The following is a 13,421-nucleotide window of genomic DNA, read 5'->3' as shown; positions in this document are numbered from 1 at the left end:
ACTTGGGCTTTCTTCGCTCCTGCGGGTGAGCACTTGCGCAGGCGGATGGAGTTTATTTTTCGAAGAGTTATACCAACGCTAAAGATTGGCGGGGTGCTGCCGAATAAACCAAACCCCTTGATACGCAACGCTTACGTATTTCGTCCCGACGCAGAAAGACAGTAAAAAATACTGAATTTCGCTAAAGGTTCCCGACGCAACGCCGTTATTCATCTCAGCAGCGGCAACGGCCAACTTGATGGCCCCCCTGCGGAGGCTCCAGGCAAGTCCCCCTTGCCGGAAAAATCGCTTAGGAGAAATCAAAATGGCACAGGTAATCAACACCAACGTAATGTCGCTGAACGCTCAGCGGAACCTCAACACCAGCAGCGCCAGCATGTCGACGAGCATCCAGCGTCTGTCGTCTGGTCTGCGCATCAACAGCGCCAAGGACGACGCCGCGGGTCTGGCGATCTCCGAGCGTTTCACCACGCAGATCCGCGGCCTGGACGTTGCCTCGCGCAACGCCAACGACGGTATCTCGCTGGCCCAGACCGCCGAAGGCGCGATGGTGGAAATCGGCAGCAACCTGCAGCGTATCCGCGAGCTGTCGGTGCAGTCGTCCAACGCCACCAACTCGTCCACCGACCGTGACGCGCTGAATTCGGAAGTCAAGCAGCTGACCGCGGAAATCGACCGCGTTGCCAACCAGACCAACTTCAACGGCACCAAGCTGCTGGACGGCTCGTTCTCCGGCGCGCTGTTCCAGGTCGGCGCCGACGCCGGCCAGACCATCGGCATCAACAGCATCGTCGACGCCAACGTCGATTCGCTGGGCAAGGCCAACTTCGCTGCCGCCGTCTCCGGCGCCGGCGTCACCGGCACCGCCACCGCTTCTGGTTCGGTCAGCGGCATCAGCCTGTCGTTCAAGGACGCCAGCGGCTCGGCCAAGAGCGTCACCATTGCCGACGTCAAGATCGGCGCCGGCGACACCGCCGCCGACGTCAACAAGAAGGTCGCCTCGGCGATCAACGACAAGCTCGACCAGACCGGCATGTACGCCTCGATCAAGAGCGACGGTTCGCTGCAGATCGAATCGCTGAAGGCTGGCCAGGACTTCACCTCGCTGTCGGCTGGCACCTCCAGCGCCGCTGGCATCACCGTCGGCGCAGGCATCACCACCGCTTCGGCCGCTTCCGGCTCCACCGCTTCGACCCTGAGCAGCCTGGATATCTCCACGTTCTCCGGCTCGCAGAAGGCGCTGGAAATCGTCGACAAGGCGCTGACCGCGGTCAACTCCTCGCGCGCCGACATGGGTGCGGTGCAGAACCGCTTCACCTCCACCATCGCCAACCTGAGCGCAACCTCGGAAAACCTGTCGGCCTCGCGTAGCCGTATCCGCGACACCGACTACGCCAAGGAAACCGCCGAACTGACCCGCACGCAGATCCTGCAGCAGGCCGGTACCGCGATGCTGGCCCAGGCCAAGTCGGTTCCGCAGAACGTGCTGAGCCTGCTGCAGTAACTGGCAGTTACCTGCCGCAGCAATGCGGCAGCGCTCCGCAGCAAGTCCAGAGCCCCTCTTCGGAGGGGCTTTTTTGTGGCCGCAGCCCGGCCACGCCAGCCTTGGACGGATTGTTGACGCGCGCCGCCGATTCGGCAGGCATGGAACTTGCATCGATAGCCGTCGTGCGCGTGACCCCTCGCCGCCGCTAAAGTCCTCGCGGATGCGGCCGATACCCGTCACGTAATCCCATGCGTCCGTCTGTTTCGGGCGCCCAGACGAGGAATGCAACATGGCATCGGTGATCAGCACTTCTGGCTCCGGATTGGACATCCCTACCGTGGTGTCCACCCTGGTGTCCCGGCAGAAAGACCCCGAGCAGGCACGCATCAACAAGGCCGGCACTGCCGCGACCACGCAGTTGTCGGCGATCAGCCAGATCAAGAGCAGCATGACCACGCTCAAGTCTGCGCTGGACAAGGTGATCAGCAGCGCCGACACGAACGCCTACAAGGCCACGGTGCCAACCGATGCCGGCTTCACCGCCACCACCACCAGCTCGGCGGCGCCGGGCAACTATTCGGTGGAAGTGGTCTCGCTGGCAACCTCGCAGAAACTGGCCTCCGGTGCATTCGCTGCCGATGCCACGGTGGGCAGCGGCACGCTGACCATCGGCTATGGCGATCAGAGCGTCACCGTAGACATCAGCGGCACCGACAAGCTCACCGACATCGCCGCGGCCATCAACAAAGCTGCCGGCGGCAAGGGCGTGACTGCCAGCGTGGTCACCGCCAACGATGGCCAGCACCTGGTCTTCAATGCGGTCGATTCCGGCACCAAGGGCGCACTGACCATCAGCGCCAGCGACCCTAGCCTGAGCAGCCTGACCTACGGCCCCGGCGTCACCGGCGGGCTGAACCAGACCGTCGCCGCCGCCGATGCGCTGGTACGCGTTGACGGTTTCGAGCGCACGTCCAGCTCCAACACCGTCAGCGACCTCGTGCCCGGCGTGGTGCTCACCCTGACCAAGGCCGCTGAAGGCACCAAGTTCAATCTGGGCGTGGCAGCCGACACCAGCGGCCTCAAGGGCAACCTCACCGCGTTCGCCGCGGCCTACAACACCGCCAACACATTGCTGGCCAAGAGCAGCAGCTACGACGCCACCACCAAGACCGCTTCGGCGCTGACCGGCGATTCGCTGGTGCGCAATCTGCAGCAACAACTGCGCGGCCAGGTCAGCGGCAATGTCAACGAACTCAAGGCCCTGGGCCTGACCATCGACAAGGATGGCGTGATGAGTTTCGACGGCGCCAAGTTCGACACCGCCATCGCGTCGGATGGTGGCGCCGCGGCCGAGGTGTTCGGCAAGGACAGCAAGTTCAGCGGCACCCTGAGCAAGGTGCTGGATAGCAACGTCAATGTCACCAACGGCACGCTGACCCTGCGTTCGGACAGCTTGAACAAGACCATCAAGGGCTATGAGTCGGAGCTGGACGATCTCGATGCGCGCATGGAGAAACTCAGCGACCGCTACACCGCCCAATTCACCGCAATGGAAACCATGATCACCCAGTTGCAGAGCAGCACCAGCTCGCTCAGCAGCCTGCTGACAAGCTGATTTCCGTGATGACGATCCTCAAGTCCTGTCAGGGTATTGCCGATACAAGTAAGGCCTATCGTGATTTCGGCCTTGCCTTCCGGCAGGAGCGTCGTCGCAGGAGCGCAGCGCTCCGGGACAGCGAAGGTCAGCCCATTGAGGAGTCATCCATGTACGGTTCCAATCGTCAGTATGCCGAGCAATATCGCAAGGTCGGCGTGTCCACCAGCGTGACCGAAGCCGATCCGCACAAGCTGGTCTCGCTGCTGTTTGCCGGTGCTTGCCAGCGCATTCGTCTGGCCCAGGCCTGCCTGGCGCAGGGCGACCAGGCGCGCAAGGGCAAGGCCATCGGCGAGGCGTGCGCGATCGTCGGTCATTTGAACGGCTCGCTCGATCACGAAGCCGGTGGCGAGATCGCTGGTAACCTTTCGGCCCTGTACGACTACGTGATGCAGCGACTGACCGCGGCCAACCTGCACAACGACGAGACCGCGTTGACCGAAGCGCTGGGGTTGCTCAGCGAAATCGACTCGGCGTGGAACTCCATCCCCCTCGAACAACGCGGCCTTACCGCCGTTTCGTGAGTCCTGCCATGCATAGCGTGCAAAGCCTTCAAGCAGAAATCGCCGACCTCCGCCTGGCCATGGCGCAAGAGGAATTCGAGGCAATGCCGCAAATGCTGGACAACCACGACCTGCACCTGCGCGAATACGCGCAGCAGGTAGACATCCAGCAGGACCGCGACGCGCTGCAGGCCTTGCTCGCCATGCATCAGGACTTGATGCGGATGATGCGCGAGCGGCAGCGCAAGCTGCTGGAGCTGATCCGCGCACAGCGCACCTCATCGTCGGCCAGCCGCGCCTACGCGCGGGTCGGACGGATCTGATGAGCGCGCTCGGCACACTCGCGCCATCCGCCGATGCCGAACTGTTTGCCGACACGCTCAGTTGCCAATTGCAGTTACCGGCCGGCTTCCGCGCCGGGAGCGATGCAGGCGCGCAAAGCGCCGCAGAAACCCTGTTGCGCAGTCTCGGCCAGGTCGAAGACCTGCGTAGCGAAGAAACCGGCGAAGACCGCGGCGAACTACCGCTGCTGGTGCAGCGCATGGACGCCAAACTGGATTTGATGCTGGCGCTGATCGGCCGCCTGGTGCGCCAGGGCGACAGCGGGCTGAGCCAGGGCATGGTGCATTGGTCGGTACGCGGCATCCGCCTGAGTTGCGCAACCAGCCACCCACCGGGCACAACCGGCAGCGTTTGCCTGCAGCCGTCCGACTGGCTTCCTGAACTTGTACAGCTTCCTGCCACCGTGCTGGCGAACGCGAGCGATGGCCATGATGTCTGGTTGTGGCTGCGGTTTGCACCGCTCGCCCCGGGACTGCAGGACGCCCTGGAACGCCACCTGTTTCGCTTGCACCGCCGTCAGATCGCCGACGCCCGCCGCCAGCGTTGATCCGATGGTTGGCGCGGGACGCCGGGTCGGCTAAGGTGCCCTTTACTGAAAAAGGTCTCTTCTGCGCCGTGCGAGTCATCATCGTCGACGATCACACCCTTGTCCGTGCCGGCCTGTCCAGGCTGCTGCAAACCTTCGCCGGCATCGATGTCGTGGGCGAAGCCAGCAACGCGCAACAAGCCCTGGACATGACGTCCCTGCACCGGCCCGATCTGGTGCTGATGGACCTGTCTTTGCCCGGCCGCAGCGGCCTGGATGCCATGACCGACGTGCTGCGCGCCGCGCCGCGTACGCATGTGGTGATGATGTCCATGCACGACGACCCGGTGCATGTGCGCGACGCGCTCGATCGCGGCGCCGTCGGCTTCGTGGTCAAGGACGCCGCGCCACTGGAACTAGAGCTGGCGTTGCGCGCTGCCGCCGCTGGCCAGGTGTTCCTGAGCCCGCAGATCTCGTCCAAGATGATTGCGCCGATGCTGGGCCGCGAGAAGCCGGTCGGCATTGCCGCACTGTCGCCGCGTCAGCGCGAGATCCTGCGTGAAATCGGCCGCGGCCAGAGCAACAAGGAAATCGCGGCCGATTTGGGCATCAGCGTCAAGACCGTGGAAACCCACCGCGCCCGCATGATGGAGTCGCTCGGGTGCCGGCGCGCCAACGACTTGGTGCTCCTGGCCGCCAAACATCACAACGAGTTGGTCTGACGCTCCCGCCGGGCACGCGTGGGCCAGCGACGGTTAAAACAGTGACGGGATTCCGGCGGGCATGCTTGAGCCCGCCGGAAACGTCGGGAAGTTCCCGACAGGCTGTCAGGAAAATCACGAGTCACCTCACCCGACTCCCTGATTAGAAACCCGTCGCATTGTCCTGCAAGATGCATTCCATCGCTGCTGTGTGCAGCGCCCATCGGAAGCGCTTCCATGAAGACGACCATTTCCGCCCAGCTTGGCCAGCAACTGCACCTCACCCCGCAGTTGCTGCAGTCGATCCGTCTGTTGCAGTTGGACGGCATGCAGTTGGAACTGGAAATCCGTCGTGCCCTGGAAACCAATCCGTTGCTGGAGTTGGAAGAGCTGGCCGATAACGGGGACGAGGCCGCCACCAACAACGATGGCGCCAGCGATATCGCCGCGTTCGACGAGCTGCCGGAAAGCACGATGTGGGACGTGCAGGGCAGCAGTTGGAACGATGGGGACGACGATCGCATGCAGCGCGTGGCCGCCGGCGAGTCGACCGACCCGCATGTGCGCATCCTGCGCGAGCTGGCGCTGGACCTGGACGAGGCGGCGTTGGGGGCCGCTGCGTTCTGGCTGGAGCAGACCGACGACGCCGGTTATCTGACCGAAGCGCTGTCGACGCTGCAACAGCTGGGCGCCACCCGTCTGGGCATGACCGTGCAGGCGGTGGAAGCGATCCGGCAGCGGTTGCTGCACGGCGACCCGGCCGGTCTGGCCGCCTGCGATCTGCGCGAGTGTCTGCAGGCCCAGTTGAGCGCCCTGCCCGGCCGCGTGCCGGCACGCCATCTGGCTGCGCGCATCCTCGACGGCGATCTGGAGCTGCTGGCCGCGCACGACTACACGGTGCTGGCGCGCGCGCACGATGCCGAAGTGGACGATGCGCGCGAAGCGGTGCGGCTGATCCTGTCGCTGCAACCGCGCCCGGGCGACGACCTGCTGCAGGAAAGCAATGCCAGCGTGATCCCGGATGTGCTCGCCTGGCATGCCGACGACAGCTGGCGCGTCGCACTCAACCCGGCCACCACCCATCGCGTCAGCATCAACCCGGTGCACGAACGCGCGCTGGCCGACGCCGGCGAGGCCGCGCAGCCGTTGCGCGACATGCTGCAGGAAGCGCGCTGGCTGACCCGCGGGCTGTCGATGCGCTATGAGACCCTGCTGCGCGCTACGCGCGCCATCGTCGAACGCCAGGCCGCCTTCCTGGCGCGTGGCGAAGAAGCGATGGCACCGCTGACGCTGAAGGAAATCGCCGACGAGATCGGCATGCACGAATCGACTATTTCGCGCATCACCACCGGCAAGTACATCCAGACCCCACGCGGCACCTTCGAGCTCAAGCACTTCTTCGCCGTGCGGCTGGAAGGCGCCAGCGTCTCCGGCCAGGCCGTCAAGGCGATGGTGCGCCGCTTGATCGAAAGCGAGCCGGCCGGCCGGCCGCTGGCCGACGAGGCGATTGCCGGATTGCTGTCGCGGCAAGGCGTTAACATTGCGCGCCGCACCGTGGCCAAATATCGCGAACAACTTGATATCGCACCGGCACGCGAGCGCCGCCGCACCACTAAACCGCTGCTTGCCCGGGCAGGATAAGGACTACTATGAGCAAACTCACCGTGCTGCTGGTCGACGACCACGAGGGCTTCATCAACGCTGCGATGCGTCATTTTCGCAAGGTCGACTGGCTCAATATCGTGGGCAGTGCCGCCAATGGGCTGGAAGCGATCGAGCGCTCTGAGTCGCTGCGCCCCAATGTCGTGCTGATGGACCTGGCCATGCCGGAGATGGGTGGGCTGCAGGCCACGCGTCTGATCAAGACGCAGGACGATCCGCCGTATATTGTCATCGCGAGCCACTTCGACGATGCCGAGCATCGTGAACACGCTCTTCGCGCGGGTGCTGACAATTTTGTCAGCAAGCTGTCCTATATCCAGGAAGTCATGCCAATCCTGGAGGGCCTGACGGAAGGAGCCAGGAATGAGTGAGTCCCGCATTCTGTTGATCGACAGTGACGCCGTGCGCGCCGAGCGCACCGTGTCGCTGCTCGAGTTCATGGACTTCAATCCCCGTTGGGTCACCGACGGCGCCGACATCAATCCTGGCCGTCACCGCCACGATGAGTGGATGGCGGTGATGGTGGGCTCGGCGCAGGACGCCGCACAGGCCGACAAATTCTTCGACTGGCTGGCCGATGCCAAGCTGCCGCCACCGGTGTTGCTGATGGAGGGCAGCCCGAGCGCGTTTGCGCAGACCCACGGCCTGCACGAAGCCAATGTATGGGCGTTGGACACTCCCCTGCGTCATGCGCAGCTGGAAGCGTTGCTGCGCCGCGCAAGCCTCAAGCGGCTGGACGCCGAGCATCAGGCCGGCGTGCAGCAGGACTCCGGCCCAACCGGCAACAGCGAGGCGGTGACCCGCCTGCGCCGGCTGATCGACCAGGTGGCTGCATTCGACACCACAGTGCTGGTGCTGGGCGAATCCGGTACCGGCAAGGAAGTGGTGGCACGCGCCATCCACCAGCACTCGCCGCGGCGCGACGGGCCGTTTGTGGCGATCAATTGCGGCGCGATCCCGCCGGATCTGCTGGAAAGCGAATTGTTCGGCCACGAAAAAGGCGCCTTCACCGGTGCGCTGACCACCCGCAAGGGTCGCTTCGAGATGGCCGAAGGCGGCACGCTGCTGCTGGACGAAATTGGCGACATGAGCCTGCCGATGCAGGTCAAGTTGTTGCGCGTGCTGCAGGAGCGCAGCTTCGAGCGCGTCGGCGGCGGGCAGACCATCCGCTGCAACGTGCGCGTGATCGCCGCGACCCACCGCAATCTTGAATCGCGCATCAGCGATGGCCAGTTCCGCGAGGACCTGTTCTATCGCCTCAATGTGTTTCCGATCGAAATGCCGGCACTGCGCGAGCGCGTGGACGATCTGGCCATGCTGGTGCAGACCATTGCAGGCCAGCTGGCACGCACCGGTCGCGGCGAAGTGCGCTTTGCCGACGAGGCCCTGCAGGCGCTGCGCAGCTACGATTGGCCAGGCAATGTGCGCGAGCTGACCAACCTGGTCGAGCGCCTGGCGGTGCTGCATCCCGGCGGGCTGGTGCGGGTGCAGGATCTGCCGGCGCGTTATCGCGGCGATTTCGCTTCCGCCATTCCGGTCGAGCTGCCGCCGGAGCCGGAGTTGGTGGCGGCACCGGTGGAGGTCAGCGCACTGCCGAGCAATGTGGTGACGCTGCAACCGAAGACCGCCGATGCCGAGCCGGCGGCGACGTCCAGCCTGCCGGACGACGGCATCGATCTGCGTGGGCATATGGCCAATATCGAGTTGGCGTTGATCAACGAAGCATTGGAACGCACGCAGGGCGTGGTGGCGCATGCCGCTCAGCTGCTGGGCCTGCGCCGCACCACGTTGGTGGAGAAGCTGCGCAAGTACGGCATCGATCGCGAGCAGACCGAGCTGGCCAACTGAGCCAGCACGCGCTCAGGTTCCGCTCGCTGGCATAGCGCTTGCTTCAGCAGGATCACTCCGTTCGCAGCCGCCGGCTGCGACGGAATCCCGACCTTCACCAGCACTTGCCGAGGCATTGATGCCCATCCCCGTCACCAGTCCGCTGCTGCCGCCGCTGGAAGAATTTCTGCCCTATCTGGAGCGGATCTGGACCAGCCGCATCGTCAGCAACGGTGGCGAGATGCACCATGCACTCGAACGCGCACTGTGCGAGTACCTGGGGGTTCCGCACCTGGCATTGCTGACCAACGGCACTACCGCCCTGATCACCGCGCTGCAAGCGCTGCGCATCACCGGTGAAGTGATCACCACGCCCTACTCGTTCGTTGCCACCGCGCATTCGCTGTTGTGGAAAAGCATCACGCCGGTGTTCGTGGACATCGACCCGGTGACGCTCAACATGGACCCTTCGAAGATCGAAGCGGCCATCACCCCGCAGACCACCGCGATCATGCCGGTGCATTGCTACGGCACTGCCTGCGATACGACAGCCATCACGCGTATCGCCGACATCTACAACCTCAAGGTCATCTACGACGCTGCGCATGCATTCGGTGTGCGCGACGACGGCGGCTCGATCCTGCGCCATGGCGACCTGAGCGTGTTGAGCTTCCATGCGACCAAGGTCTTCAATACCTTCGAAGGCGGCGCGATCGTCTGTCCCGACGAAAGGAGCTACCAGCGCATCGGGCATCTGAAGAACTTCGGCTTCGTCGACGAAACCACCGTGGTGGCACCGGGCATCAATGGCAAGATGAACGAGATCAGCGCGGCGTTCGGCCTGCTGCAGCTGCAGCACATCGACGACGCCATCGCCCAGCGCAGCGCCATCGATGCGCAATACCGCCAACGGTTGAGCGATGTGCGCGGCATCCGCTGCGTTGCGCGGCCGGCACATTCCCGCCCCAATTATGCGTATTTCCCGGTACTGGTGCAGGACGACTACCCGCTGTCGCGCGATGCGCTGTACCAATTGATGCGCGAGCACGGCATTCTGGTGCGGCGCTATTTCTATCCGTTGATCAGCGACTTTCCGATGTACCGTGCTCTGCCCTCGTCGGCGCCGGCATGGTTGCCGGTGGCGCGCTCAGTGGCGGCGCAGGTATTGTGCCTGCCGATTTTTCCTGGCTTGAGTCGCGATCAGGTCGATACCATCGCCGATCTCATCGCCGGCCAACAGGCGACATGACCGTACAACGCTGCACCTGCATTTCAACCTCACATCTCCACAACAGGCACCCAGGCGAGCTCGCATGACCCAGGCAACATTTATCGAGAACTTCCTCTCCGCCACCGACTTCCAGGAGCCGGTGGAGGTCACCATGGACACCGCGCTGGCCGACTTGCCTGAGTGGGATTCGCTCTCAGCGTTGGGGGTAATCGTCATGTTCGACGTGGATTACGGAAAGGTCATTACCGGCGACGATCTCAAAAACTGCGTCACCCTAAACGATCTCTACAAACTGCTGGGGTAAAGCCATGGGACTGTCCACTCTTAGTAATGTCCGCTTTGCGGGCATGGCGAGTTGCGTGCCCAAGCGGATCATTTCCAACCTGACCGATTGTCCGCCGAGGATGCGCTCAGAGCGCGAGCGTCTGGTGCGTAACATCGGCATCGAGTTTCGTCGCATTTGCCCGAGCTGGCAGACATTTTCCGATCTGGCGCTCATCTCCACGGAAAAGCTGCTTGCAGAGCTGCAATGGGACAAGGAAGAAATCGATGCACTGATTGTCGTGACGCAATCACCCGACTACCCCATCCCAGCCACGGCCATCATCATGCAGCACCGGCTGCAATTGCCACAGACCGCTATCGCCTTCGATGTCAATCTCGGCTGCTCCGGCTATCCCTTTGGCCTGCACCTGGTGGGCAGCATGATTGCGGCGGGCACCATCAAAAAAGCGCTTCTGCTGGTCGGCGACCGCTCCGCCACACTTCTGGACCCATTGTTCTCCGACGCGGGCACCGCCACGGCGCTGGAGTTCGACAAAAATGCGCCACCAATGCATTTCGACTTGAACAGCGATGGCAGCGGCTACCGGGCCATCATGTTGCCCATAGGCGGACATCGTGAGCCTTACGGACCTCAGCATATCTCTCCTACACGTGACGAAAATGGTGTGCTGCACTGGCCAGGTGAGCTCATTCTGGATGGCCCGGCCGTATTGAGCTTCTCGACCCAGCGAGTGCCTCCAGCGGTGGAAAGATTGCTTGAGTATTCCGGTGCTGCTAAGGACAGCGTTGATTTCTTCGTTTTCCATCAGGCCAACAAAATGATCAACGAAACCATCCGCAAGAAGTTGGCGCTGCCTACAGAGAAAGTGCCGTCGACCCTGCGAGACTTCGGCAATACCAGTGGCGCTTCCCTGCCCATCACCATGACCGTCCGTTTGAACGACACGCTGATCAAGGCAAAGCACCGCCTGTTGCTTGCCGGCTTCGGCATTGGCCTGTCCTGGGGCACAGCCATCGTGGACGTCGAGAATGCAGTCTTTCCGGCACTGATCGAAGCATGAACGCCGAGCGCGATCCGTTTTCCCTGGAAGGCAAGCGCATCCTAGTGACTGGTGCTTCATCGGGTATCGGTCGACAAATTGCCATCACTTGCTCACAAATGGGAGCCTGCGTCGTCATCGCCGGGCGCAATACCGCGCGGTTGCAAGACACATTCAACCAACTGGAAGGCCAAGGCCACACGCAAGTGGTGGCGGACTTGGCGGAACAGGAAGGCATTGACCGGGTCGTTGGTGCAAGCGGCATCATCAATGGCTTGGCACACGCAGCTGGCATGTCCAAGCTGACCCCCTTTCGAATGATCGGTCATGCGCACCTGGACGAGACATTTGCAAGCAACACCTACGCACCCATGCTACTGACGCGAGGCCTATTGGCGAAGAAGCAGATCGCGCCGGGCGGATCGCTGTTATTTATTGCCTCAATTGCCTCACATATCGGCCCGCTGGCAAGCAGCGCATACGCTGCCAGCAAAAGCGCCCTGCTGGGCATGATGCGCTCGCTGGGTATGGAAGTGGCCAAGCAAGGCATGCGCGCCAACTGCATCGCACCGGGTTACGTACGCACTCCTCTGCTGGATGGCTTGCAGGGAAGCGGCGGCAATATGGACAGCCTGTTTGAATTGACGCCACTTGGCATGGGCGAGCCGGAAGACGTGGCTTATGCAGCAGTGTTCTATCTATCCGATGCCAGCCGCTGGATCACGCGCAACCACTTCATTCTTGATGGCGGTTTTTCTGTACCGATGGACATCTACGCATGAGTAACGCGGCGCAACGCGCTTTTTCACTGGATGGCAAGACCATTTTGGTCACAGGCGCTTCATCGGGCATCGGCAGGCAGATTGCCGTTTCCTGCGCGCGACGCGGGGCGTGCTTGGTCATTACCGGACGCGACGCAGATCGCCTTCAGGAAACCTACAATCTGCTAGAGGGGCAAGGGCATCTCCAGGTGCTGGCCGACCTGACCGACGCCGAAGGCCGTGAACGACTGGCACAGGGCATTTCCAGCCTAGATGGCTTGGTCCACTGCGCTGGCAGGCAGCGCTTGAGCCCTATCAGGCAGTTGACCGAGAAGCTCATGACCGATGTCTATGCAGTCAATTTCCTGGCCCCTGTCATGCTTACCCAGCGGCTGTTGCAGGCCAACGCTCTTGCGCCTCAAAGTTCCATCGTCTTCATGCTTTCCACTGCGGCCCATATCGGCACACCTGGGGTAGGACCATATTCGGCCATGAAGTCAGCCCTGCTCGGCATCATCCGTTGCCTGTCCATGGAGCAGGCCAAGCGCAAGATTCGGGTCAATGGTATGTCTCCCTCTGCAGTCGTGACGCCCATCTGGGACGCAACCCATCTAGAAGCACAGCGAAAACGCCATCCGCTCGGATTAGGTACCCCGGAGGACGTGGCGAACGCTGCAATCTATCTGTTGTCCGATGCCAGCCGCTGGGTAACCGGGACCAGTTTGGTAATGGACGGTGGGGCTGTCCTGTGACCTATTCCGTGCTCATCGTCGGCGCGGGCGGCTGGGGCCGCGAGGTCCTGGAGCAAATGCAAGGTGATATTGCACATGGCAAGGAATGGGAAGTCACCGGATTCCTGGACAGCCGCGAGCATATTCTCGATGGCTTCGATACTGGGGTACCCATCGTCGGCGACCCTTTGACATACGTGCCGCATGGCAACGAGGCTTTTGTCTGCGCGCAAGGCGACCCATTGGAACGGCGGAAGTACATTCAGCCGCTGCTTGCGAAGGGGGCCTCGTTCATCCCGATCTGCACCGAGGCGCACCTCAGTCGCCGCGTGCGTCTAGGCACAGGTTGCTTTCTCGGCAACCAGGTCCACGTTGGGCCCGATGTGTGGATCGGGGATTTTGCAAATCTGCTCACTTGCTCGGTGATTGGACACGATGTTCGCATTGGCAATTATGCTCATGTGGGCGCACAGGTTTTCATGGGCGGCGGCGTGCAGATAGGCGACTTCGCAGTCGTGCACCCGCGTGCCACCCTGGTGCCCGGTATCAAGGTAGGTGAGCACGCCGTCGTCGGCACCGGTGCAGTCGTGCTGAAGGATGTGCCAGCGGGCGCCACCGTGTTCGGCAATCCGGCCAAGATCGTATTCCACAAGAACATGACGATGGACTGAT

General features: G+C 62.7%; 15 protein-coding genes. All 15 read left to right on the top strand.

Annotated elements, in window-relative coordinates:
- Positions 1–304: 304 nt before the first annotated feature.
- The 15 genes from EO156_RS22195 (at position 305) to EO156_RS22125 (ending at position 13,420) form a co-directional block, all read left to right on the top strand.
- Positions 305–1,504: a flagellin gene (locus EO156_RS22195; RefSeq protein WP_016848727.1), complete on the top strand. Its 1,200-nt coding sequence runs from the start codon at positions 305–307 to the stop codon at positions 1,502–1,504.
- A 271-nt stretch (positions 1,505–1,775) separates the two neighbouring features.
- Complete coding sequence (gene fliD, locus EO156_RS22190; RefSeq protein ID WP_016848726.1) at positions 1,776–3,101, top strand: flagellar filament capping protein FliD; 1,326 nt, start codon at positions 1,776–1,778, stop codon at positions 3,099–3,101.
- Between the two features lie 149 nt (positions 3,102–3,250).
- Complete coding sequence (gene fliS, locus EO156_RS22185) at positions 3,251–3,664, top strand: flagellar export chaperone FliS (RefSeq protein ID WP_003482976.1); 414 nt, start codon at positions 3,251–3,253, stop codon at positions 3,662–3,664.
- A gap of 8 nt (positions 3,665–3,672) precedes the next feature.
- Positions 3,673–3,966, top strand: coding sequence for a hypothetical protein (locus tag EO156_RS22180; RefSeq protein WP_005932695.1), 294 nt, complete (start codon positions 3,673–3,675; stop codon positions 3,964–3,966).
- A complete protein-coding gene (locus EO156_RS22175; RefSeq protein WP_003482980.1) occupies positions 3,966–4,532 on the top strand; it encodes a PilZ domain-containing protein in 567 nt (188 codons plus the stop codon). The genes EO156_RS22180 and EO156_RS22175 overlap by 1 nt, the downstream gene beginning before the upstream one ends.
- 68 nt (positions 4,533–4,600) lie before the next feature.
- The gene (locus EO156_RS22170) at positions 4,601–5,233 is read left to right on the top strand and encodes a response regulator transcription factor (protein ID WP_003482986.1); all 633 of its coding nucleotides are present in this window, start codon (positions 4,601–4,603) and stop codon (positions 5,231–5,233) included.
- Between the two features lie 216 nt (positions 5,234–5,449).
- The gene (rpoN, locus tag EO156_RS22165) at positions 5,450–6,853 is read left to right on the top strand and encodes an RNA polymerase factor sigma-54 (RefSeq protein WP_029828974.1); all 1,404 of its coding nucleotides are present in this window, start codon (positions 5,450–5,452) and stop codon (positions 6,851–6,853) included.
- Between the two features lie 8 nt (positions 6,854–6,861).
- Entirely contained in the window at positions 6,862–7,245 is a 384-nt protein-coding gene (locus tag EO156_RS22160; RefSeq protein ID WP_003482992.1) for a response regulator transcription factor, read from the top strand.
- A complete protein-coding gene (locus EO156_RS22155) occupies positions 7,238–8,722 on the top strand; it encodes a sigma-54 dependent transcriptional regulator (RefSeq protein ID WP_007962152.1) in 1,485 nt (494 codons plus the stop codon). The genes EO156_RS22160 and EO156_RS22155 overlap by 8 nt, the downstream gene beginning before the upstream one ends.
- A gap of 118 nt (positions 8,723–8,840) precedes the next feature.
- Positions 8,841–9,950: a DegT/DnrJ/EryC1/StrS family aminotransferase gene (locus tag EO156_RS22150; RefSeq protein ID WP_005914429.1), complete on the top strand. Its 1,110-nt coding sequence runs from the start codon at positions 8,841–8,843 to the stop codon at positions 9,948–9,950.
- Between the two features lie 64 nt (positions 9,951–10,014).
- Complete coding sequence (locus EO156_RS22145; RefSeq protein WP_003482998.1) at positions 10,015–10,236, top strand: acyl carrier protein; 222 nt, start codon at positions 10,015–10,017, stop codon at positions 10,234–10,236.
- Positions 10,237–10,240: 4 nt separating this feature from the next.
- Positions 10,241–11,278: a ketoacyl-ACP synthase III gene (locus EO156_RS22140; RefSeq protein WP_016848708.1), complete on the top strand. Its 1,038-nt coding sequence runs from the start codon at positions 10,241–10,243 to the stop codon at positions 11,276–11,278.
- The gene (locus tag EO156_RS22135; protein WP_003483002.1) at positions 11,275–12,039 is read left to right on the top strand and encodes an SDR family oxidoreductase; all 765 of its coding nucleotides are present in this window, start codon (positions 11,275–11,277) and stop codon (positions 12,037–12,039) included. Before EO156_RS22140 ends, EO156_RS22135 begins: the two co-directional genes overlap by 4 nt.
- Positions 12,036–12,770, top strand: coding sequence for an SDR family oxidoreductase (locus EO156_RS22130; protein WP_016848709.1), 735 nt, complete (start codon positions 12,036–12,038; stop codon positions 12,768–12,770). Before EO156_RS22135 ends, EO156_RS22130 begins: the two co-directional genes overlap by 4 nt.
- Positions 12,767–13,420: an acetyltransferase gene (locus EO156_RS22125; RefSeq protein ID WP_016848710.1), complete on the top strand. Its 654-nt coding sequence runs from the start codon at positions 12,767–12,769 to the stop codon at positions 13,418–13,420. Before EO156_RS22130 ends, EO156_RS22125 begins: the two co-directional genes overlap by 4 nt.
- The last annotated feature ends 1 nt before the right edge of the window (position 13,421 follow it).

This window comes from Xanthomonas sp. DAR33341 (genome assembly GCF_003992815.1).
GTDB classification, from domain to species: Bacteria; Pseudomonadota; Gammaproteobacteria; order Xanthomonadales; family Xanthomonadaceae; genus Xanthomonas; species Xanthomonas cissicola.
The sequence above is the reverse complement of the archived record's forward strand: the minus strand, read 5'-3'. Positions and strand labels throughout refer to the sequence as shown.

What these genes read in the sequence shown, in the direction of transcription:
- EO156_RS22195 (WP_016848727.1), top strand. Translation starts at nt 305, where the DNA reads ATGGCACAGGTAATCAACACCAACGTAATGTCGCTGAACGCTCAGCGG.
- fliD (WP_016848726.1), top strand. Translation starts at nt 1,776, where the DNA reads ATGGCATCGGTGATCAGCACTTCTGGCTCCGGATTGGACATCCCTACC.
- fliS (WP_003482976.1), top strand. Translation starts at nt 3,251, where the DNA reads ATGTACGGTTCCAATCGTCAGTATGCCGAGCAATATCGCAAGGTCGGC.
- EO156_RS22180 (WP_005932695.1), top strand. Translation starts at nt 3,673, where the DNA reads ATGCATAGCGTGCAAAGCCTTCAAGCAGAAATCGCCGACCTCCGCCTG.
- EO156_RS22175 (WP_003482980.1), top strand. Translation starts at nt 3,966, where the DNA reads ATGAGCGCGCTCGGCACACTCGCGCCATCCGCCGATGCCGAACTGTTT.
- rpoN (WP_029828974.1), top strand. Translation starts at nt 5,450, where the DNA reads ATGAAGACGACCATTTCCGCCCAGCTTGGCCAGCAACTGCACCTCACC.
- EO156_RS22160 (WP_003482992.1), top strand. Translation starts at nt 6,862, where the DNA reads ATGAGCAAACTCACCGTGCTGCTGGTCGACGACCACGAGGGCTTCATC.
- EO156_RS22155 (WP_007962152.1), top strand. Translation starts at nt 7,238, where the DNA reads ATGAGTGAGTCCCGCATTCTGTTGATCGACAGTGACGCCGTGCGCGCC.
- EO156_RS22150 (WP_005914429.1), top strand. Translation starts at nt 8,841, where the DNA reads ATGCCCATCCCCGTCACCAGTCCGCTGCTGCCGCCGCTGGAAGAATTT.
- EO156_RS22145 (WP_003482998.1), top strand. Translation starts at nt 10,015, where the DNA reads ATGACCCAGGCAACATTTATCGAGAACTTCCTCTCCGCCACCGACTTC.
- EO156_RS22140 (WP_016848708.1), top strand. Translation starts at nt 10,241, where the DNA reads ATGGGACTGTCCACTCTTAGTAATGTCCGCTTTGCGGGCATGGCGAGT.
- EO156_RS22135 (WP_003483002.1), top strand. Translation starts at nt 11,275, where the DNA reads ATGAACGCCGAGCGCGATCCGTTTTCCCTGGAAGGCAAGCGCATCCTA.
- EO156_RS22130 (WP_016848709.1), top strand. Translation starts at nt 12,036, where the DNA reads ATGAGTAACGCGGCGCAACGCGCTTTTTCACTGGATGGCAAGACCATT.